At 71.4% G+C, this 21,731-nt stretch carries 18 protein-coding genes; 7 read left to right on the top strand and 11 right to left on the bottom strand.

Translation table 11 applies throughout. From position 1 onward, the window contains the following. Window positions 1-76: 76 nt before the first annotated feature. Window positions 77-1,234 (top strand): serine hydrolase domain-containing protein, encoded by a 1,158-nt coding sequence (locus CGL27_RS28190; protein WP_240450655.1) that lies wholly within the window; start codon window positions 77-79, stop codon window positions 1,232-1,234. Between the two features lie 34 nt (window positions 1,235-1,268). Here the strand turns inward: CGL27_RS28190 and CGL27_RS28185 are convergent, their stop codons facing one another. Continuing rightward, complete coding sequence (locus tag CGL27_RS28185; RefSeq protein WP_119990807.1) at window positions 1,269-2,975, bottom strand: glycerol-3-phosphate dehydrogenase/oxidase; 1,707 nt, start codon at window positions 2,973-2,975, stop codon at window positions 1,269-1,271. A 206-nt stretch (window positions 2,976-3,181) separates the two neighbouring features. Here CGL27_RS28185 and CGL27_RS28180 point away from each other — a divergent pair, with 206 nt between their 5' ends. Beyond that, complete coding sequence (locus CGL27_RS28180) at window positions 3,182-4,456, top strand: nucleotide sugar dehydrogenase (RefSeq protein WP_119990805.1); 1,275 nt, start codon at window positions 3,182-3,184, stop codon at window positions 4,454-4,456. A gap of 21 nt (window positions 4,457-4,477) precedes the next feature. On the opposite strand, the gene CGL27_RS28175 is transcribed toward CGL27_RS28180, so the two are convergent. Further along, on the bottom strand, window positions 4,478-6,796 hold the full coding sequence (locus tag CGL27_RS28175) for a DUF6049 family protein (protein ID WP_240450654.1): 2,319 nt from the start codon (window positions 6,794-6,796) through the stop codon (window positions 4,478-4,480). 406 nt (window positions 6,797-7,202) lie between these two features. Then, window positions 7,203-8,360, bottom strand: coding sequence for a rod shape-determining protein (locus CGL27_RS28170; protein ID WP_078642971.1), 1,158 nt, complete (start codon window positions 8,358-8,360; stop codon window positions 7,203-7,205). A gap of 89 nt (window positions 8,361-8,449) precedes the next feature. Here CGL27_RS28170 and CGL27_RS28165 point away from each other — a divergent pair, with 89 nt between their 5' ends. Together CGL27_RS28165 and CGL27_RS28160 are read left to right on the top strand one after the other, a co-directional pair. Next, complete coding sequence (locus CGL27_RS28165; protein WP_119990803.1) at window positions 8,450-8,803, top strand: hypothetical protein; 354 nt, start codon at window positions 8,450-8,452, stop codon at window positions 8,801-8,803. A gap of 300 nt (window positions 8,804-9,103) precedes the next feature. Next, entirely contained in the window at window positions 9,104-9,790 is a 687-nt protein-coding gene (locus tag CGL27_RS28160; RefSeq protein ID WP_119990800.1) for a hypothetical protein, read from the top strand. Between the two features lie 134 nt (window positions 9,791-9,924). On the opposite strand, the gene CGL27_RS28155 is transcribed toward CGL27_RS28160, so the two are convergent. The 4 genes from CGL27_RS28155 to CGL27_RS28140 form a co-directional block, all read right to left on the bottom strand. Then, window positions 9,925-11,052, bottom strand: a complete 1,128-nt coding sequence (locus tag CGL27_RS28155; protein WP_119990799.1) for a GuaB3 family IMP dehydrogenase-related protein — start codon at window positions 11,050-11,052, stop codon at window positions 9,925-9,927. Between the two features lie 84 nt (window positions 11,053-11,136). Then, window positions 11,137-12,639 carry an IMP dehydrogenase gene (gene guaB, locus CGL27_RS28150; protein WP_078642967.1) on the bottom strand — a complete coding sequence of 501 codons (1,503 nt, stop codon included), beginning with the start codon at window positions 12,637-12,639 and terminating at the stop codon, window positions 11,137-11,139. A 157-nt stretch (window positions 12,640-12,796) separates the two neighbouring features. After that, complete coding sequence (locus CGL27_RS28145; RefSeq protein WP_078642966.1) at window positions 12,797-13,408, bottom strand: sigma-70 family RNA polymerase sigma factor; 612 nt, start codon at window positions 13,406-13,408, stop codon at window positions 12,797-12,799. Between the two features lie 290 nt (window positions 13,409-13,698). After that, entirely contained in the window at window positions 13,699-14,310 is a 612-nt protein-coding gene (locus CGL27_RS28140; protein ID WP_003948568.1) for a response regulator transcription factor, read from the bottom strand. Between the two features lie 408 nt (window positions 14,311-14,718). On the opposite strand from CGL27_RS28140, the gene CGL27_RS28135 reads away from it, so the two are divergent. Then, window positions 14,719-15,033, top strand: a complete 315-nt coding sequence (locus tag CGL27_RS28135; RefSeq protein WP_078642965.1) for a WhiB family transcriptional regulator — start codon at window positions 14,719-14,721, stop codon at window positions 15,031-15,033. Window positions 15,034-15,103: 70 nt separating this feature from the next. Here CGL27_RS28135 and CGL27_RS28130 read toward each other — a convergent pair whose 3' ends face one another. Next, complete coding sequence (locus CGL27_RS28130) at window positions 15,104-16,012, bottom strand: LysR family transcriptional regulator (protein ID WP_119994578.1); 909 nt, start codon at window positions 16,010-16,012, stop codon at window positions 15,104-15,106. A gap of 80 nt (window positions 16,013-16,092) precedes the next feature. Between CGL27_RS28130 and CGL27_RS28125 the strand changes: the two genes are divergently transcribed. Beyond that, window positions 16,093-16,761 (top strand): MOSC domain-containing protein, encoded by a 669-nt coding sequence (locus tag CGL27_RS28125; protein WP_119994577.1) that lies wholly within the window; start codon window positions 16,093-16,095, stop codon window positions 16,759-16,761. Between the two features lie 83 nt (window positions 16,762-16,844). Then, window positions 16,845-17,618: an SDR family oxidoreductase gene (locus tag CGL27_RS28120; protein WP_078642963.1), complete on the top strand. Its 774-nt coding sequence runs from the start codon at window positions 16,845-16,847 to the stop codon at window positions 17,616-17,618. 601 nt (window positions 17,619-18,219) lie between these two features. Here the strand turns inward: CGL27_RS28120 and groL are convergent. The 3 genes from groL to CGL27_RS28105 form a co-directional block, all read right to left on the bottom strand. Then, the gene (groL, locus tag CGL27_RS28115; protein WP_119990797.1) at window positions 18,220-19,845 is read right to left on the bottom strand and encodes a chaperonin GroEL; all 1,626 of its coding nucleotides are present in this window, start codon (window positions 19,843-19,845) and stop codon (window positions 18,220-18,222) included. Window positions 19,846-19,936: 91 nt separating this feature from the next. Next, window positions 19,937-20,245 (bottom strand): co-chaperone GroES, encoded by a 309-nt coding sequence (gene groES, locus CGL27_RS28110; RefSeq protein ID WP_014054228.1) that lies wholly within the window; start codon window positions 20,243-20,245, stop codon window positions 19,937-19,939. A 347-nt stretch (window positions 20,246-20,592) separates the two neighbouring features. Beyond that, window positions 20,593-21,696 (bottom strand): polysaccharide deacetylase family protein, encoded by a 1,104-nt coding sequence (locus CGL27_RS28105; RefSeq protein WP_119990795.1) that lies wholly within the window; start codon window positions 21,694-21,696, stop codon window positions 20,593-20,595. Between the last annotated feature and the right edge of the window lie 35 nt (window positions 21,697-21,731).

Raw genomic sequence — 21,731 nt, 5'->3', positions numbered from 1 at the left:
ACCATCTGGAGGTACGCAGGAAACGGAGGTCCGTGTCATGCCCATCTCCGCCATACGATGGCACAGGCGGAGCCGTATGCCGACCGCTGTGGCGCTCACGGCCGCCCTCGGACTCGCCCTGTCCGGCTGCGGAACGGCGGCCACGGAAACGGGCCGGGACACCGGCCCGCGGGCGAACGCGGGCGCGGGCGGTGGTCATGGCGGCGCCGTGCGCACCGCCGTACGCCGCTTGGCCGCGCAGGGCAACGCGCCGGGGGCGGGGGTGCTCATCCGCCGGGAGGGCGGGGGCACACGGTTCATCGCGTCGGGGGTCGCGGACGTCCGCACCGGACGCCGGATCCACCGGAGTGACCACTTCCGAGCGGGCAGCCTCACCAAGACCGTCATCGCGGCGTTGACCCTGCGGCTGGCCGCACAGGGGCGGCTCGGCCTGGACGACACGGTGGAGAAGCACCTTCCGGGACTGGTGCGCGGCCACGGCAACGACGGCCGGAACATCACGATTCGTCAGCTTCTGAACCACACCAGCGGGCTGTTCGACTACACCGAGGACCCGGCACTGGCGCGTCAGCTCTCCGCCGCGGCCGACCGCATCCGCACCCCCGCCTCCCTGGTGCGGACCGCCCTCACCCACCGCCCGTACTTCGCGCCCGGGGTCAAATGGCGCTATTCCAACACCAACTACGTACTGCTGGGCATGGTCGTCCAGCGGGTCACCGGCCGCTCCTACGCGGCCGAGGCCCGGCGCGAGGTGCTCGGCCCGCTGCGCCTGCACGACACCTCCTTCCCCGGCACCCGCACCGCCCTCCCGGCCCCGCACGGCCGCGCGTACACACGGGACAGCGGGGCCCGGAGCGACGGCGACCGTCGCGATGTCACCGACCTCAACCCCTCCTTCGCGGGGGCCGCGGGGGAGCTGGTCTCCACGCTCGACGATCTGAGCCGCCTCCTGTCCGGGCTGCTGCGCGGCACGGTCGTGCCCCGGGCCGAGCTGCGGCAGATGCGGAACACCTCCGCCTCCGACGGCCAGTACGGCATGGGTCTTTTCCCGGTGCGGCTGCCGTGCGGGGTGACGCTGTGGGGCCACAACGGCGAGATCAACGGCTCCTACGCACTGGCCGTGGCCACCCCCGACGGCCGCCACACCCTCACCTACCGGCTCAACAGCACGGCCCGTTCCGGACTGACCGCCGAAACGTCTCTCCTCGAGGCCGAGTTCTGCCCTCGCCGGTAAGACACCGACCTCCCACAGCGAGATCACGCACCTCCTACAGCGGAATGATGTCCGGCGCGCCCAGCCGCGCCGCGTCCGCCGTCAGATCGTCCGGCTGCCGCTGGGACTCGCGCTCGGCCTCCACCCGCTTCTCGTAGTGCTGGACCTCCCGGTCGGTCTGGTCCTCGCCCCAGCCCAGCACGGGCGCCATCAGCTCGGCCGCCTCACGGGCGCAGCGCGTACCGCGGTCGAAGGTCTCGATCGAGATGCGGGTGCGGCGGGTGAGGACGTCGTCCAGATGGCGGGCCCCCTCGTGCGAGACGCCGTAGACGATCTCGGCGCGCAGATAGTCCTCCGCCCCGGCGAGCGGCTTCCCCAGCGACGGGTCGGCCGCGATCAGGTCCAGCACCTCCTGCGTCGCCGAGCCGTAGCGGTTGAGCAGATGCTCGATCCGCGCCACATGCAGCCCGACCTGCCGGCCGATCCGCTCCCGGGCGTTCCACAGCGCCTTGTAGCCGACGGCGCCGACCAGCGGGATCTCCTCGGTGACGCAGGGCCCGACCCGGCGGTCGAGGCCGTGCACCGCCTCGTCCACGGCGTCCTTGGCCATCACCCGGTACGTGGTGTATTTGCCGCCCGCGACCACCACCAGGCCCGGCACCGGATGGGCCACGGTGTGCTCGCGCGAGAGCTTGCTGGTGGCGTCCGACTCCCCGGCCAGCAGCGGGCGCAGCCCGGCGTAGACGCCCTCCACGTCGTCGCGGGTCAGCGGCACCGCGAGGGCCTCGTTGACATGCTCCAGCAGATAGTCGATATCGGCGCTGGAGGCGGCCGGATGGGCCTTGTCCAGGTCCCAGTCGGTGTCCGTGGTGCCGACGATCCAGTGCCTGCCCCAGGGGATCACGAACAGCACGCTCTTCTCGGTGCGCAGGATCAGCCCGGTCGTGGAGTGGATGCGGTCCTTGGGGACGACCAGGTGGATGCCCTTGGAGGCCCGGACATGGAACTGGCCGCGCTCCCCGATCAGCGCCTGCGTCTCGTCCGTCCACACCCCGGTGGCGTTGACCACCTGCCGGGCGCGGACCTCGAACTCACCCCCCTGCTCCAGGTCGTGCACCCGGGCGCCGACCACGCGCTCGCCCTCCCGCAGGAAGCCGACCACCCGCGCGCGGTTGGCCACCTGCGCGCCGTATTTCGCCGCGGTGCGCACGAGCGTGGCGACATAGCGCGCGTCGTCCATCTGGGCGTCGTAGTACTGCAGCGCCCCGACCAGCGCGTCCTTCTTGAGGCAGGGCGCGACCTGCAGCGCCCGCCGACGGGACAGATGGCGGTGGGCGGGCAGCCCGCGGCCGTGCCCGGAGGAGATCGACATGGCGTCGTAGAGCGCGACGCCCGATCCCGCGTAGAGCCGCTCCCAGGCCCGGTGTTTCAGCGGATACAGGAACGGCACCGGTTTGACCAGGTGCGGTGCGATCCGCTCCAGCAGCAGCCCGCGCTCCTTCAGCGCTTCGCGCACCAGTGCGAAGTCGAGCATCTCCAGATAGCGCAGTCCGCCGTGGATCAGCTTGCTGGACCTGCTGGAGGTCCCGCACGCCCAGTCCCGTGACTCGACCAGAGCGGTCTCCAGGCCGCGCGTGGCGGCGTCCAGCGCGGTGCCCGCGCCGACCACTCCGCCGCCCACGACCAGCACATCGAGCTCACGGTCCGCCATCCGGGCCAGCGCCTCGCCGCGCTCGGCCGGTCCCAGTGCCGGTGTCTTCACCGCTGCCTCCCGTTGCGATCGACGTCACGCCGCCCTGCCGATTTTCCTGGCTTTCGCTCTTCCGTGCCATGCCGCTGCCGCGCCCACCGCCGCGACACCGCGTCAACACCTCCCATCAATACTGAATACGAGTCATATTTCCGCTTAGTCTGTCTGTGGGGGGTTTGCGCCATCCGACATCGTCCCGGGAAGGACGACACGACGTCATGCCCGCAGATCTCGCCGTCATCGGACTCGGTCATCTCGGTATTCCTCTCGCCCAGGCCGCCACCGCCGCCGGCGTCCGTACCGTCGGCTACGACCCCGATCCGCGCCTCGCCGCCGCCCTCCGGTCCGGACGGCTGCCCTCCGGCTCGGGCGGCGAGGGCCGGCTGTCCGCCGCCGAACTGCGCCGGATGGCCTCCCAGGGCTTCCGGATCACCGCCGACCCCGCCGAGCTCGGCCGCGTCCGCACCGCCGTGATCTGCGCACCGACCCCGCTCGGGGACGACCGCAGACTGGATCTGTCGGCGGTCGGCGAGGCGGCCCGTACGCTCGCGGCGCGGCTGCGTCCGCACACCACCGTTCTGCTGGAATCGACCGTGTACCCCGGCACCACCGAGGAATTCCTCCGTCCGCTCCTCGAGGAGGGATCCGGGCTGCGGGCCGGGCGCGACTTCCACCTCGCCTACTCCCCCTGCCGCCACGACCCGGGCAACCGCGCCCACGGCCCCGCCAACACCCCCAAGGTCATCGGCGGCCTCACCCCCGCCTGCACCGAGGCGGCCGCCGCCTTCTACGGCCGCTTCACCGAAAAGATCGTCCGGGCCCGCGGCACCCGCGAGGCCGAGACCGTCAAGGTCCTGGAGACCAATTACCGGCACGTCAACATCGCCCTGGTCAACGAGATGGCGGTGTACTGCCATGACCTCGGCGTCGATGTGTGGGACGTGGTCCGCTGCGCCGAGACCAAGCCGTTCGGCTTCCAGTCCTTCCGCCCGGGCCCCGGTGTCGGCGGCCACGGCGTGCCGGTCGACCACGGCCATATGGCCGACCAGCAGCGCGGCCTCGGCCTCCCGCTGCGCATGGTGGAACTCGCGCAGCAGGTCAACGGGCGGATGCCGGGCTATGTCACCCGCCGCTGCACGGCCCTGCTCAACGAGTACGGGAAGTCGGCACGCGGCGCGCACGTCCTGCTGCTGGGCGTCGGCTACAAGGCCGACGTCGCCGACGCGGAGGGCTCGCCCGCCCGGGAGATCGCCTCCCGGCTGATCGAGCTGGGCGCCCGGCTCAGCTACCACGACCCGCATGTCGCGCGATGGCGGGTGCTGGGGCGCGAGGTGGAGCGAGCCGACTCGGTGTACGAGGCGGCGGCCGACGCCGACCTGACCGTCCTGCTGCAGCCCCACCGCACCTACGACCTGCAGGGACTCGCGGTGAAGGCCCAGCTACTGCTGGACACCCGGGGGGCGGGACCCGCGGGGACGGCGCACCGGCTCTGACCAGCCCTGACCCTCGCTTGGTCAACGCCGCCGCATACGCCGCGGCCGGAACGCGGCCGCCAGCACGATCAGCGCCGTCCCGCCCAGTACGAAGATCACCGCGCCGGACGGCACCGACCGCACATCCGCCGTGAACGTCATCGGCGCACCCCAGGGCAGTCCGTCGGCGGTGGTGTAGAGCTGGGCGGTCAGCCGTACCGGGCCGTTCGCGTACGCCTTCACCCGGATCCGCACCGTACGGCTCACCGCCCGTGACGCCCGGACCGGCATCGCGCGGTCCCGGGCGTTCAGCCGCTCGGGGCGGCTGGAGAGGACTCGCAGCTCCACCCCGGTGAGGTCCTGCTGCAGTCCGTTGTCGACGGTGACCGGGATGGTCGCCGAGCCCCCGGCCACCACCACCATGGACTTCGGCACCAGCCGCACCGACGCGATCGAGGCGGTCAGATAGCGGGACACCCCCCGCTGGTACGAGGCCGCGCCCGACGAGTCGGCGCGCCAGGCGGTCGCGACGGAGCGGGCCAGCGCGGCCCGGACGGACGCGAAGGTGGCCCGCGCGTCCGACAGCACCTTGGCCAGGGCGCGCATCCGCCGCCGGTCCCGTACCACCGCCGCGAGCCGGGCGGGCGGCAGCTCGGAGGCGTGCCGGGCGAGCGGATAGCCGTCGAAGCCCCGCAACCGCCCCGCCGTGGGCTTGCGCAGCGCGGCCGCGAATCCGGCCGGTTCCAGCCACCCCGCCTTCCGGCCCTCGGCCACCACCGTGAGCAGCACCCGGGCGACCGCGAGCGGCATCCGGCGCGGGGGCACCATCACCAGCTCGCGCCGGGCGTACGGCAGCTCCCGTGCGGCCGTCAGCGTCTCGGCGAGCAGCCGCTGCCGCAGCAGCAGCCGGGCGGGCTCGCCGGAGGCGCCCGCGGCCGGGTGGCTCGCGAAGAGCTGGGCGGCGATCGCCGCGTCGTAGCGCAGCGCGGTCGTCCCGCCCTCGAGCGAGACGGCGCCGTCGTCGGTGGCCCCTTCGGAGACCAGCTCGCCCTCGGAGGCCACCCCGGCGCCGGAGGCGAGCACCGTGTCCAGGCCGAGCTCCTTGGCGTACCGGGCGATCCCGTCGTCCAGCTCACCGCCCGCGGGCCAGCCCACACCGGTACGCGCGTGAACGCCCAGCGCCCGGTCCACCACGCTGCGGCCGGTGCGGGAGGCCCGGCGCAGCAGACTCGCGAGCGGGGCGCCGCCGCCGCGGGCGAGCGAGGCCAGATCCGGGTCCGCGTACGGCAGCTCGATCACCTCCCGGCCCCGGACCGCCCTGCGGAGCGCGGCCAGCCAGTCCGCCGCCGCCTCGCCGCCCTCACCCTCGATGGCCTCCTGCGGATCGCTGTCGCCGGGCGTACGGGCCACCCGGTACCCGGCCGCCATGGCCCGCGCCTGGACGATCAGATCCGGGTCGAGGACCCAGGTGACCGGCTGCCCCTTGCCCATCTCGACCAGCCGCCGCAACCGGCCGCCCGGCCCGAAGGCGGCGGTCAGCTCGTCATCGCGGAAGACCGGCAGCACGCTGTCCTGGGTGCGCAGGGTCAGCGCCTCCATTCGCGGAGTGTCGAGGACCGGCCACAGCACGGTGGTGCGCAGCGGCTCCAGCCGCGTGGTGTCGGGGTACGCGGACAGATGGGTGCGGGTCAGCCCGAGCACCGTCCCGGCGGCGGCGCCGCCCGCGCGGACGACATCTACGGTGAGCGCGTACGACCCGGCGTCGTCCAGCTCCAGGTCGGGGACGGGCACGGTGAGCCGGAAGCCGCGCTCGGCGCCGGTCGGCAGCGCGGCGAGGCGGGCCGTGCGGCCGGGCACCTCGGGGCCGTCGGCCCGGGTCAGGGGCGCGCGGCGGGCGACGGCGGAGAGCCCGCCGCGGGTGTCGATCGCGCCGGACGCGCCGATCCGCACCCCGATATGCGCGGGCCCGAGACGCCGCCCGGAGGTATTGGTGACCCGCCCGGTGATCCTCAGGTCGCCACCCTGGCGGATCACCGCGGGGGTCAGGGAGGCCAGTTCGACGGACACGGGGTACGACCGCGAGGGGCTCTGCGCCGGGGTGACGCCGTACGAACGCGACGGGCCCTGAGGAGCTGTCATGGCGCCGTACGAACGCGATGGGCCCTGCGCCGCGGTGACGCCGTACGTCTCGCGGCCGGGCGCCGGGCCCACGGCCTCGGCGGGCCCGGTGGGCGTCACCGGTACGGAAGTGATCGCGACCAGGATCGTGGTGACGGTCGCGACGACCGCCCGCCCGTACGTCCCGCCGCACCCCACGACCACCACCTCGACGCCCGCGTCTGCCGTCCGCCCGCGCCGCACGGGACCGACGCGGTGTCACCAGCCCACCACGCCGGGGACGATGCCGCACGCTCAAGACCCCCACCCCGGGGAGGGGTCTTGGGAGACCCCGGGCCCTGGGGAGCCTGGCGGGACCCGCCCCGGGGCGGGTCCCGCCAGCACGGCGCGGCCCTAGGCATCACGCCCGCACGGCGCGGCCCGGTCTGTAGCCCCGAGACATCACACCCGCACGGCGCGGCCCGCGACGTCACACCCGCACGTGCGGCCCCGTGCCATCGCACCCGTAAGGTGCAATCCCGGGCTGTGGCCCCGGGGCGTCACGCCCGCACGCCCCGACCCGAGACGTCCCGCACGTACGGCCCCGGGGCGTCAGCCACACAGGTCCGGCCCGCGGCGGGCCACACCCGCACCGTGCGATCCCAAGGCATCACACCCGCACCGTGTCCGGCCGACGAGGCCGTGCGTCCATCGCGGTGCGCAGTGAGGCGAAGTCCTCCACACAGCGGCCGGTGCCGATGGCGACACAGTCCAGCGGGTCGTCGGCCACCAACACGGGGATGTTCAGCTCGCGCCCCAGCCGTACGTCCAGACCGCGCAGCAGGGCACCGCCGCCGGTCAGCACGATGCCGCGGTCCATGATGTCGCCCGCCAGCTCGGGCGGGGTTTCGTCGAGCGTGGCCCGGACCGCCGCGACGATGCTGTCCACCGGCTCGGCGAGGGCGTGCCGTACCTCGTCCGCGGTCAGTTCGAGCACCTTGGGGAGCCCGGTCGCCTGGTCGCGGCCGCGGATGGTGCAGCGGTCCGGCGGCAGCAGCGCCTGGGTGTCCTCGGGGTCCTCGCTCTGGCCCGGGATGAACACCTCGACATTCCGCTCGGGCCGCCGGACGGCCTCCGACACCCGGGGCACGGACAGCGACCCGGCGGGCGAGGCGGATCCGATGGAGACCTTGATCTCCTCGGCGGTCCGCTCGCCGATCGCCAGCGCGTACTGCTTCTTCACATAGGAGGTGATCGCCACATCCATGGAGTCGCCCGCGGTACGCACCGACCGGGCGGTGACGATGCCGCCCAGCGAGACCACGGCGACCTCCGTCGTACCGCCGCCGATGTCGACGACCATGCAGCCGGTCGGCTCGCTCACCGGCAGCCCCGCCCCGATCGCCGCCGCGATGGGCTCCTCGACCAGATGCACCTGACGCGCCCCGGCCTGAGTGGCCGCCTCCATCACCGCGCGCCGCTCAACGCCCGTGATTCCGGAGGGCACGCAGACGACCACACGGGGACGGGCGAGCCGGCGGCTGCCCATCACCTTCTTGATGAAGTACCGCAGCATGCGCTCGGCGATCTCGAAATCGGCGATCACGCCATCGCGCAGCGGTCGCACGGCGACGATGTTCGTCGGCGTCCGCCCCATGGTCTCCTTGGCCGCCGAGCCCACCGACAGCACACTGCCGTCGGCTGTGTTCACTGCCACAACCGACGGCTCATTGAGCACGATGCCCCTGCCCCGTACGTACACCAGTGTGTTGGCGGTGCCGAGGTCGATACCCATGTCACGCCCATTGAACGACTTGTTCTGCGCCATAAGTTGACATTATTGCTTATGCCGGATTCTGTCCCGGCACTGATGTCATTCGCACCACCGTACGGCTATGCCGCTGCTACCTTGCGGTCGTGATCGCGTCCGCGGCTTCCGCAGCTCAGGCCCCACGACCGGCCCATGGTCTCGCGGCGGGCATCGCGGCGGCGCTGCTCGGGGCGCTGGTCTTCGGCTTCATTCAGGGGAAAATCGGCCACCGCGGCCAGGAGGTCGGCTACTGGGCGCTGTGCATCGGGCTGTTGACCGGCGCCGCGCTGGGCAAGCTGGGCGGCCGCGCGCCACTGCTGGCGCTCATCGGCATACCGCTCGCGGTGGTCGGCGTCTCGGTGGCGCAACTGCTCGGCGTCGCGGTGCTGATGGGGGACGAGAGCTCCTGGCCCACCACGGACACCCTGATCGGGCACTTCGGCCTGGTCAGGGACCACTGACGGGATGACATCCTGGGGCGCAACGACATCAACTTCTACGCCGTGGCCGGCGCGGAGAGTTACCTCGTCGCGAAGCGGATCACCGAGTAGCGGCCGACGAAATCCGCATATGCCGGGCCAGCGTGTCTCCGTCCGGTCCCAGCCATGTCACGGACGTCAGACACGACTTGTCTGATTGTCATGCCTGCCTGTTACTTTTATGGCTCGAAAGTTTCCATCCGCGTTCCCAGCCCGCAGCCGCTCATCAGCTCAGCTGCCCCCGGAACGCGGTCTCAACACCTTCATCCCCGGGGGAATTCCATGAGCCAGAACTGGCAGCAGCCACAGCAGCCGGGTGGCTACCCACAGCAGCCCGGCGGTTACCCGCAGCAGCCCGCCCCGCCCCAGCAGGCCGGTGGCTACGGCACCCCGCAGCCGGGCTACGGCTACCCGCAGGGGCAGCCCCAGCAGCCGCAGCAGCCCCAGCCGCAGTACGGCGGCGGCTTCCCGCCGCCCGCGCCGCCGGTCGGCCGTCCGGGCAACCCGATGCTGGCGGTGGGCGCTGCCATCGTGGCCACTCTCGTCGGCGCGTTCCTCTACGCGTTCCTGCTGAGCGCAATGGCGGACACGGACAAGACCCCGCCGGAGGTCACGCAGTTCGGCTACGCCGGTGTGGTCGTCGGTGCGCTCATCGGTCTGGCGATCGCCAAGCTGGGCGGCCGCAACACGGGGCTGTGGGTGGTCGGCGCGGTGCTGGCCCTGGCCGCGGTGTTCCTCGGTGAGCTCTACGGCTACGCGATGATCCTGCACGATGTGATGAGCAACTACGCCGACAAGATCGGCGGCGGCGCCAGCAGCCAGGTGCTCTCCTCGAACGAGATCTTCTTCGACCACTTCAGCGACCTGTGGAAGTCGTGGAAGGAAGACTCGGACGCGCTGACCTACATCCTCATGGCGCTCGCGCCGGTCGCCGCGGTCAGCACCGCGTACCGGATCAGCAACCGCTGACCGCACGCGCGACGCGCACACAGCGACGCAAAGGAAGGCCCCGACCGCGATGCGGTCGGGGCCTTCCCCTTGCTGAAGAACGTCCCGCTGTGAAGAACGTCCCGCTGTGAAGAACGCTCAGCCGTGAAGCAGGCTCAGCTCTTGTCGCGGGCCGACGGGGCGACCGTGACCTCGACCCGCTGGAACTCCTTCAGCTCCGAGTAGCCGGTCGTGGCCATGGCCCGGCGCAGCGCACCGAAGAAGTTCATCGAACCGTCGGGGATGGAGGAGGGGCCGAGGAGGATCTCCTCGGTGGAGCCCACCGTGCCCAGGTTCATCCGCTTGCCGCGCGGCACCTCGTCGTGCACGGCCTCCATGCCCCAGTGGTGACCGCGGCCCGGTGCGTCCGTGGCCCGCGCCAGCGGGGAGCCCATCATCACCGCGTCCGCGCCGCAGGCGACGGCCTTGGGCAGATCGCCGCTCCAGCCGACGCCGCCATCGGCGATGACGTGCACATAGCGGCCGCCGGACTCGTCCATGTAGTCCCGGCGGGCGGCGGCGACATCGGCGACCGCGGTCGCCATCGGCACCTGGATGCCCAGCACATTGCGGGTGGTGTGCGCGGCGCCGCCGCCGAAGCCCACCAGCACACCGGCGGCGCCGGTGCGCATCAGATGCAGCGCGGCCGTGTAGGTGGCGCAGCCGCCCACGATGACCGGGACGTCCAGCTCATAGATGAACTGCTTGAGGTTGAGCGGCTCGGCGGCGCCGGAGACATGCTCGGCGGAGACCGTGGTCCCGCGGATCACGAAGATGTCGACGCCCGCGTCCACCACGGCCTTGGAGAACTGCGCCGTGCGCTGCGGGGACAGGGCGGCGGCGGTCACCACGCCCGCGTCCCGCACCTCCTTCAGGCGCTGGCCGATCAGCTCTTCCTTGATCGGCTCGGCGTAGATCTCCTGCATCCGGGTGGTCGCGGTGCGCTCGTCCAGCTCGGCGATCTCCGCCAGCAGCGGCTCCGGGTCCTCGTAACGGGTCCAGAGCCCTTCCAGGTTCAGCACCCCGAGGCCGCCGAGCTCACCGATGCGGATCGCGGTGCGGGGCGAGACCACCGAGTCCATCGGCGCGGCCAGGAACGGCAGGTCGAAGCGGTAGGCGTCGATCTGCCAGGCGATCGAGACCTCCTTGGGGTCCCGGGTGCGACGACTCGGCACAACGGCGATGTCGTCGAACGCGTACGCCCTGCGGCCGCGCTTGCCGCGCCCGATCTCGATCTCAGTCACGTGGGTGCCTTTCCCTGTTCACGAACAGCCGTCCCAGTATCCCTGCCCGGACCTGCGCAGGGTCGCCCGGGTGAACGGCGCGGGTCAACGGCCGGAGTAGTTCGGCGCCTCGGTGGTCATCTGGATGTCGTGCGGGTGGCTCTCCTTGAGACCCGCCGAGGTGATCCGCACGAAGCGGCCCTTCTCCTTCAGCTCCGCCACATTGGCCGAGCCGACATAACCCATCGACGCCCGCAGACCGCCCACCAGCTGGTGCGCGACCGAGGCCAGCGGACCGCGGTAGGGCACCTGGCCCTCGATGCCCTCGGGGACCAGCTTGTCCTCGGAGAGCACGTTGTCCTGGAAGTAGCGGTCCTTGGAGAACGAGCGGGCCTGGCCGCGCGTCTGCATCGCGCCCAGCGAACCCATGCCCCGGTAGGACTTGAACTGCTTGCCGCTGATGAAGACCATCTCGCCCGGCGACTCCTCGCAGCCGGCCAGCAGGCTGCCCAGCATCACCGTGTCCGCACCGGCGGCGATCGCCTTGGCGATATCGCCCGAGTACTGCAGACCGCCGTCGCCGATCAGCGGCACCCCGGCCGCGTGGCAGGCCCGAGCCGCTTCGTAGATCGCGGTCACCTGCGGCACGCCGATGCCCGCGACCACGCGCGTGGTGCAGATGGAGCCCGGGCCGACGCCGACCTTCACTCCGTCCACCCCCGCGTCGATCAGCGCCTGGGCGCCGTCCCGGGTGGCGACATTGCCGCCCACCACATCGACCGAGACATTCGACTTGACCTTGGCGATCATGTCGAGGATGCCCCGGCTGTGGCCGTGTGCGCTGTCCACGACCAGGAAGTCGGCACCGGCCTCGACCAGCGCCTGCGCCCGCTCGTACGCCTCGTCGCCGACGCCGACGGCGGCGCCCACGACCAGCCGGCCGCCCGCGTCCTTCGCCGCGTGGGGATACTTCTCGGCCTTCACGAAGTCCTTGACCGTGATCAGGCCCTTGAGCAGGCCCGCGTCATCGACCAGCGGCAGCTTCTCGATCTTGTGGCGGCGCAGCAGCTGCATCGCGTCCTCGCCGGAGATCCCCACCTTGCCGGTGACCAGCGGCATCGGGGTCATGACCTCGCGGACCTGGCGGCCCCGGTCGACCTCGAAGGCCATGTCACGGTTGGTGACGATGCCGAGCAGCTTGCCCACCGCGTCCGTGACCGGCACACCGCTGATGCGGAACTTCGCGCACAGCGCGTCCGCCTCGTGCAGCGTGGCGTCCGGCCGGACCGTGATCGGGTCGGTGACCATGCCGGACTCGGAGCGCTTGACCAGGTCGACCTGGTTGGCCTGGTCCTCGATGGACAGATTGCGGTGGAGCACGCCCACCCCGCCCTGCCGGGCCATGGCGATGGCCATCCGGGACTCGGTGACCTTGTCCATGGCGGCGGACAGCAGGGGCACATTCACCCGGACATTCCGAGAGACCCTGGACGAGGTGTCGACCGCGTTCGGCAGCACCTCGGAGGCGCCCGGCAGCAGCAGCACGTCGTCGTACGTCAGCCCGAGCATGGCGAACTTCTCAGGCACTCCGTCGACGTTGTCAGTCATGACACCCTTCCAAATGGTCTTGCCCCAGCGCGGACTCCCATGCTAACGGGCTCCCCGAGTGCCTCATTCCGCCCTGTGGATAACTTCTCAGTGAGCTGCTGAATACGGAAGGCACAACGAGGTAACGAGCGCGACCGGGGACCGGCAGGCCCTCGGATCACTGCTCGGCGAGCGCGCGCAGCCTGCTCAGGGCCCGGTGCTGGGCGACCCGCACCGCTCCGGGGGACATGCCGAGCATCTGGCCGGTCTCCTCCGCCGTCAGCCCGACCGCGACCCTCAGCAGCACCAGCTCGCGCTGATTCTCCGGAAGGTTGGCCAGGAGCTTCTTGGCCCATTCCGCGTCGCTGCTGAGCAGCGCCCGCTCCTCGGGCCCCAGCGAATCGTCCGGCTGCTCCGGCATCTCGTCCGAGGGGACGGCCGTGGAGCCCGGGTGGCGCATGGCGGCCCGCTGCAGATCGGCGACCTTGTGGGAGGCGATGGCCACGACGAACGCCTCGAAGGGCTTTCCGGTGTCGCGGTAGCGCGGCAGCGCGCACAGCACCGCGAGACAGACCTCCTGCGCGAGGTCGTCCACGAAGTGGCGGGCATCACCCGGAAGTCGGGACAGCCTCGTGCGGCAGTACCGCAGGGCCAGCGGATGGACCAGGGCCAGCAGGTCATGAGTGGCCTGCTCGTCCCCTTCGACGGCGCGCCCGACGAGGGCGCCGATCGGCCCCGTGCCCCCGGGAGCGCCCTTGGCGGCTCCTGGGTTCTCGTCGTTACGCGGCATCCATCCATGGTGCCTCGGGCCGGGTGGCTCCGTGGCACCGCGTCCGTAGTTGTGCGCTGAAGCGTTATGAGCAGGTGCGCCGGCTGTCGTCACGTCCTGCGCTCTCCCCTCACGCCCGACCGACTCGTCCCCGAGGAACTCCACACCTTCAAGGATGCGGCATAGCGCGGGGAACTGGTACAGGCCACCGCGACAGGGCCCGCCGCGCACGCTCTCGCCCCGCCCGCCACCCGGCGGGCGGGGACCGTAGCGCCCCCGCTGCGCAGCACGTCAGAACGGTCGTGGCCGAGTCAGCGGACCAGACCCCAGCGGAACCCGAGGGCCACCGCATGGGCCCGGTCGGACGCGCCGAGCTTCTTGAACAGCCGGCGTGCGTGCGTCTTGACCGTGTCCTCGGACAGGAACAGCTCACGGCCGATCTCCGCATTGGAGCGGCCATGGCTCATGCCCTCGAGCACCTGGATCTCCCGCGCGGTGAGGGTGGGCGCGGCGCCCATCTCGGCCGAGCGCAGCCGGCGCGGGGCCAGCCGCCAGGTGGGGTCGGCGAGCGCCTGTGTCACGGTGGCGCGCAGCTCGGCGCGCGAGGCGTCCTTGTGCAGATAGCCACGGGCGCCGGCGGCCACGGCCAGCGCGACGCCGTCGAGGTCCTCGGCGACCGTGAGCATGATGATCCGGGCGCCCGGGTCGGCGGAGAGCAGCCGCCGCACGGTCTCGACCCCGCCGAGACCGGGCATCCGTACGTCCATCAGAATCAGATCCGAGCGGTCGGCGCCCCAGCGGCGGAGGACTTCCTCGCCGTTGGCCGCCGTCGTCACACGCTCGACGCCGGGCACGGTCGCCACCGCACGGCGCAGCGCCTCTCGGGCAAGCGGGGAGTCGTCGCAGACGAGGACGGATGTCATGGCCGTCCTCCGCAGCTGATGCGCGTCACCTTGAGCCTCCAGGCTGGTACATATCGTCACCTGAGCGATTGACAGCCCCGGATATCTGTCCGAGAGCTTTACCCATCAACCGCCTCCGCACTCTCAACGACGGTCACCCGAAAGAGTTACGGGGTTCGGCGGCCACCTTCGACACTCTACGTGAGGGCCCGGACACGGAGCAGCTTCGTCGCACAGGTCGCGCCCTTCGCGTCTCCCCCATAGGGCAGCCCCCGAGGCAGTCCCTTCGGTGGCATTTGGCGACCTTGCTTCCAATTTGCCGGTCTGTGTGGCTAGATTCGCAATGAGTCATATTTACATCTACTTACACCGTAGATGTACGACCCAGGACGCAGCGTCCGCAGCCGATCGCATCGAGGAGATAAGGCAATGGCAGATTTCTCCCGTCTTCCCGGCCCGAATGCCGACCTGTGGGACTGGCAGCTCCTGGCCGCGTGTCGCGGGGTCGACAGCTCGCTCTTCTTCCACCCGGAGGGGGAGCGCGGCGCTGCCCGCAGCGCACGCGAGATGTCGGCGAAAGAGGTGTGCATGCGCTGCCCGGTACGAGCGCAGTGCGCCGCGCACGCCCTCGCCGTACGCGAGCCTTACGGAGTGTGGGGCGGACTGACCGAGGACGAGCGCGAGGAGCTCATGGGGCGGGCACGCCACCGAGCGGTCGCCGGCACCGGAGCCCCCGGAGCCTGATCGGAGTCCGGTCGCAGCCAATCGAAGAAACGTTCCTTCTGCCACCACCCGGTGCGCGAACGCCCGCCGCTCACCTGTGGGCCGCCTGCTCCAGCCGGTCCAGCGTCGCCGCCACCGCCGGGACGCGGGCGAGGTCGGGCAGGGTCAGCGCCACCACTTCCCGGCGCACCGCAGGTTCCACCTCCAGCGTCGTGGCGCCCTTGGCACGTACGGACTCCAGCGCCAGCTCGGGCAGCACCGCGACCCCCAGCCCGGCCCCGACCAGGCCGACGACCGTCGGATAGTCGTCCGTCGCGAAGTCGATCCGCGGCGTGAACCCCTCGGATTCGCACACCTCCACCAGATGCCCCCGGCAGCGCGGACAGCCCGCGATCCACGGCTCCCCGGCCAGCTCGGCGATCCCCACCGCCCCGGCGCCCGCGAGCTTGTGCCCCTCCGGCACCACGCCCACCAGCCGGTCGTTCAGCAGCGGCCGCAGGACCAGGTCGTCCCACTCGGCACCGCCCGAAGCCTCCTCGCTCATCTGCGGATACCGGAAGGCCAGCGCGATCTCGCAGTCGCCCGCGCGCAGCATCTCCACCGAGCCCGGCGGCTCGGCCTCCACCAGCGAGACCCGGGTCCCCGGATACGCCGCGCGCATCTCGGCGAGCGCCATGGGCACCAGGGTCGAGCTGCCACTGGGGAAGGACACCAGCCGCACCCGGCCCGCCCGCAGCCCGGCGATCGCCGCGACCTCCTCCTCGGCGGCGGTCAGCCCGGCCAGGATCCCGGTGGCATGCCGCACCAGCGCCCGGCCCGCCTCGGTCAGCCGCATCTCCCGCCCGCTGCGGATCAGCAACGGGGTGCCCGCGGCGCCCTCCAGGGCCTTCATCTGCTGGCTGACGGCAGGCTGGGTGCAGCCCAGCTCGCGGGCGGCGGCGGAGAAGGAACCGGTGGCGGCCACCGCGCGCAGCACCCTGAGATGGCGGGCCTCGATCATGCCTCCGAGCATAAGCGACCCTTGGGTATGGTCCGGGATATTACGTCGACGCTTTGACCGCCCTGCCCTACCGTGCGGTCATGCTGCAAACTCCAGCCGTTCTCACGGTGAATCTGGGCCGCGCGACGCCGACCGACTACAGCGACTGCCCCACCGGCACCGGTATCGACAAGCGTCCCGTCGAGCGCCCGGTACGGGTCGCGGCCCCGGGGCCGAAGGGCCAGGGTGGCAGCGGTCTGTCCGGTGACTCGGTCTGCGACACCCGCCACCACGGCGGCGACGACCAGGCCGTCTACGCCTACGCCCGCGAGGACCTCGACGTCTGGGAACAGGAGCTGGGCCGCGAGCTGGCCAACGGCGTCTTCGGCGAGAACCTCACCACCAGCGGCATCGACGTCAGCGGCGCCCTCATCGGCGAGCGCTGGCGGGTGGGGAGCGAGCTGCTCCTGGAGGTGACCTCACCGCGGATCCCCTGCCGTACGTTCGCGGGGCGGCTGGGCGAGCGGGGATGGGTCAAGCGGTTCACCCAGGCCGCCGTCCCCGGGGCCTATCTGCGGGTGCTCGAACCCGGCGAGGTCCGCTCGGGCGACCCCGTCGAGATCGTGCACCGGCCCGACCACGAGGTGACGGTCGCCTTCCTCTTCCGCGCCGAGACCACGGAGCGGGAACTGCTGCCGAGGGTGCTGGTGGCGGGCGACGCACTCCATCCGGAGGCGCGGAAGGCCGCCCTCAAGTACCGGTCCAGCTGACGGAAGTGTTCATTCCGGCCCAGATCGCTCACGGTCCCGCTCGGCGGTCCACCAGGGCCTGCCGTGGCCGATAACGTGCGCGTATGACGACTGCATTGATTACCGGAACCACCGCGGGCATCGGGGCCGCCTTCGCGGGCCGGCTCGCCGCCGACGGGCACAATCTGGTGCTCGTCGCACGCGACGAGAAGCGGCTGCGGGAGCAGGCGGCGGATCTGCACGACCGGCACGGCGTGGAGGCCGATGTGCTGGTGGCGGACCTGTCCGAGGATGACGGAATCGCCGCGGTCGAGGCCCGCCTCAGGGACCGCACCCACCCGGTCGATCTGCTCGTCAACAACGCCGGTTTCGGCAACCGCGACCGCTATCTGGAGGTGCCGATCACCGATGAACTGCGGATGCTGAAGCTGCACTGCGAGGCGGTGCTGCGACTGACCAGCGCGGGCGCCGAAACGATGCGCAGCCGCGGCCGCGGCGGGGTGATCAACGTGGCCTCGATCGCGGCCTTCTTCCCGCGCGGCACCTACGGGGCGAGCAAGGCGTGGGTCGTGCAGTTCACACAGGGCGCGGCAAAGGACCTGGCGAGCGCGGGCGTACGGCTGATGGCGCTGTGCCCGGGGTTCGTCCGTACGGAGTTCCACGCGCGAGCGGGAATCAAGCGGGAGAGCGTGCCGAGCTGGATGTGGCTGGACGCCGACCGGCTGGTCACGGCGGCCCTGAAGGATTTCGCCCGGGGCAAGTCGCTGTCCATCCCGGACCCGCGCTACAAGGCGATGACAAGCCTGGCCAAGCTGGCCCCGCGCTCGGCCCTCTCCACCCTCTCCTCCAAGGTCGGCCGCCCCCCGGCCAAGGCATAGCTCTCCCGGGATTACCCGCCCCGAAACCGCACCAGCGCCTCCGGCGGACAGCCCCCACCCCGCCCCTTCCCGAAACCAGGGGGCTCCGCCCCCTGGCCCCCCACCGGGGCTCCGCCCCGGACCCCGCTCCTCAAACGCCGGAGAGGCTGAATAGCGATCCGCCCCGGACCCGGTCTTCAAACGCCGGAGGGGCTGAATTCTCGGCCCCCGGGCTGAACGTGAGCCGGACAGGCGCCCGGTGCCACCGGCGGGTGGCCGCCGACGAGACGGGAGGGGGTGGGGTCGCAGGGGTGGTGTCCTGGACGCTTTCGCATATTTGTGGCGCCAACCCCCGGCCCACCCCACGCCCCCGGGCACCGGCGCCGTAAATATGCGGTCCAGGGCGCCGCACCGGAGACCCCACCCCCGCCACCCACCACGCACCCCACCGCGCACCCCGCACGCGCCGCACCGGAGGCCCCACCCCCGCCACCCACCACACAACCGACCGCGCACCCCATCAACCACCACACACCCGCACCGCGGGACAAACAGCGAAGGCGCGGCCGCCCCCCAGGGCGGCCGCGCCTTCGCACAGCAGCGACGTGCAAACGCAAGTGCGTCAGTGCGCGTGACCGTGACCGTGGCCCCCGGCGTCAGCCTCATCCTCGGCCGGCTTCTCGACCACCAGCGTCTCGGTGGTGAGCAGCAGCGAGGCGATCGACGCCGCGTTCTCCAGCGCGGAGCGGGTGACCTTGACCGGGTCGATGACGCCGGCCTTCACCAGGTCGCCGTACTCCTCGGTGGCCGCGTTGTAGCCGTAGCCCTTCTCGAGCTCGGCGACCTTCGAGGTGATGACGTAGCCCTCGAGACCGGCGTTCTCGGCGATCCAGCGCAGCGGCTCGACCGCGGCGCGGCGGACGACCGCGACACCGGTGGCCTCGTCGCCCTCCAGGCCCAGGCTGTTCTCCAGCACCTTCGCGGCGTGGACCAGCGCGGAGCCACCACCGGAGACGATGCCCTCCTCGACCGCGGCGCGGGTCGCGGAGATGGCGTCCTCCAGGCGGTGCTTCTTCTCCTTGAGCTCGACCTCGGTGGCCGCGCCCACGCGGATCACGCACACGCCGCCGGCCAGCTTCGCGAGCCGCTCCTGCAGCTTCTCGCGGTCCCAGTCGGAGTCCGTGGCCTCGATCTCGGCCTTGATCTGGTTGACGCGGCCGGTGACCTCGTCGCTCTTGCCGCCACCGTCGACGATCGTGGTGTCGTCCTTGGTGACGGTCACGCGGCGGGCGGTGCCCAGCACGTCCAGACCGACCTGGTCCAGCTTGAGGCCGACCTCTTCGGCGATGACGGTGCCGCCCGTAAGGGTGGCGATGTCGCCGAGCATGGCCTTACGGCGGTCACCGAAGCCCGGGGCCTTCACCGCGACGGCGTTGAAGGTGCCGCGGATCTTGTTGACGACGAGGGTCGAGAGGGCCTCGCCCTCCACGTCCTCGGCGATGATCAGCAGCGGCTTGCTGGCGTTGGCCTGGATGATCTTCTCCAGGAGCGGCAGCAGGTCCTGGATCGAGGCGATCTTGCCCTGGTGGATCAGGATGTACGGGTCCTCGAGGACGGCCTCCATCCGCTCCTGGTCGGTGACCATGTACGGCGAGAGGTAGCCCTTGTCGAAGGCCATGCCCTCGGTGAAGTCGAGCTCCAGGCCGAAGGTGTTGGACTCCTCGACGGTGATGACACCGTCCTTGCCGACCTTGTCCATCGCCTCGGCGATCAGCTCGCCGACCTGCTTGTCCTGCGCGGACAGCGCGGCCACGGCGGCGATGTCGGACTTCTCGTCGATCGGGCGGGCGGTGGCCAGCAGGTCGTCCGAGACGGCCTTGACCGCCGCGTCGATGCCCTTCTTGAGGGCGGCCGGGGAGGCGCCCGCGGCCACGTTCTTCAGGCCCTCGCGGACCAGGGCCTGGGCCAGCACGGTCGCGGTGGTGGTGCCGTCACCCGCGATGTCGTTGGTCTTGGTCGCCACCTCCTTGACGAGCTGGGCGCCCAGGTTCTCGTACGGGTCCTCGACCTCGACCTCGCGGGCGATCGTGACACCGTCGTTGGTGATGGTCGGAGCACCGAACTTCTTGTCGATGACGACGTTGCGGCCACGGGGGCCGATCGTCACCTTGACGGTGTCCGCAAGCTTGTTGACGCCACGCTCGAGGGCGCGACGGGCGTCCTCGTCGAACTTCAGGATCTTCGCCATGAGTTGCGTATGTCCTCTCAAACGAACCGCGCCCCGACCCCGGTTTCAGACGCGGGCACCGGGGCACGGCTCATAGGCAAAACTTCGGTGATTACTTCTCGACGATCGCGAGGACGTCGCGAGCCGAGAGGACGAGGTACTCCTCGCCGCTGTACTTCACCTCGGTGCCGCCGTACTTGCTGTAGAGCACGACGTCACCGACGGAGACGTCGAGCGGAAGGCGCTTGCCGTCCTCGAAGCGGCCCGGGCCCACGGCCAGGACGACGCCCTCCTGGGGCTTTTCCTTGGCGGTGTCCGGAATGACCAGGCCCGAGGCCGTGGTCTGTTCGGCGTCGAGCGGCTGGACCACAATGCGGTCCTCGAGCGGCTTGATGGCAACCTTGGAGCTGGTGGTCGTCACGATCCGACCTCCCCCTTCGGAGATCTCACGGGGTCAACTGTCTGAGGTGGCGACCAGGTGGATCCGTCGTCGCGGGTGCCGGACCTGCCCGTCGCTGTATCTCTTGGCACTCATCGGTCCCGAGTGCCAGCCTCGACATTATGACGCGGTTAGCACTCAGTCAACTAGAGTGCCAAGCGACGTGGTGGCGAGCCCCCGCTCGCCACCTCCTCACCGCCTTACGGCCGCCACGCTCCGGGGGGGCTGCGACCACGTCCCGACTCTCTCCGGAACCACGGGCACTCCGCGCAGCCCCGCCCCGCTCCAGAGCCCCAGGCCGTCTGCGCGGCCCCTCCCCCCAGGCGCCGTCACACATAGTCCTCCAGCCGCCCGATCGTGAAGCCCTGGGCCTGGATCGCCCGCACCAGCGCTGTGATCCACTCGGTCATCGACTGCCCCTCAAGCTGCTCCGGCCCCCGGAAGTGCGCGAGGATGATGTCCCCCGGCAGCAGATGGTCGCCGGAGCGGTAGGCCAGCCCGTGGGTCTCCATCTCGGCGCGCCACAGCACCACGGTCCGCGCGCCGCAGAAGCCCGCCGCCTGCAGCGTCGTCTCGTCGTACTCCCCGAAAGGGGGACGGAAGAGGCGCGGCTGTTGACCGAAGCGGTTCCACAGGATGTCCCGCTGGCCGCAGATCTCCCGCACCTGGTCGTCGTAGGCCATACCGGCCAGGCTGGGGTGGGTGAGGGTGTGGTTCTCCATGGGATTGCCGAGCCGGCGCAGCTGGTCGAAGTAGTCGTAGTGGTCCCCGATCACGTTGTCGGTAAGGAACGCGGTGAACGGCAGCCCGAGCTCGCGGGCCTGCTCCACGAAGCGCGGGTCCTTCTCGATCCCGTCGTCGATCGTCACGAAGACCACCCGCTGGTCGGTCGGCACCTGCCGCACGATCGGCGGCAGCCCCCACTGCTGCGGCCCCGACCGCCCGAGCGCGGGCTTGACGGCGGGCGGGGCCGGAGGCCGCTCCAGCGGCCGGTCCAGCCCCCAGCGGCGGTAGGCGTCGGAGGCGCCCACCGGGGCCGAGCGCGACAGCGCGGAGCCCGTGCCGGACGTCCCCGCGGCCGGGGGCGAGGCGGACGCCGAGGCGTCACCGGAGCGCGGCGGCACGTCCGGGAACGCGCCGTCCCGGGCCTCACCCTCGTACCCCTCGTACCCCTGCCCGGACGACGCCGATGGCCGCCGCTCCGGCTCCCGTCCGGACGGCGGCTGCGAGGGCGACGGCGGGTCGTCCAGCCGGGAGGCGAGGGAGGGCGGCGGCATGGGAACACCGTGACGGGAGCCGGTGTGCGGCTCGGTGGCGGCGCCGAGGGATCCGCAGGCCGTGAGCACGGCTGCCGCGCCGACGAGAACCAGACAGCGAGGAAAACCAGTCTTGATCATCATCACATAAGCGATCTTCGGTCCAGGGGCGCGCATATGCGCGCCGTACGCGGGCGAATGCGCTCACGGGA

The organism is Streptomyces sp. 11-1-2, assembly GCF_003595545.1.
Taxonomy (GTDB): Bacteria; Actinomycetota; Actinomycetes; order Streptomycetales; family Streptomycetaceae; genus Streptomyces; species Streptomyces hygroscopicus_B.
The sequence above is the reverse complement of the archived record's forward strand: the minus strand, read 5'-3'. Positions and strand labels throughout refer to the sequence as shown.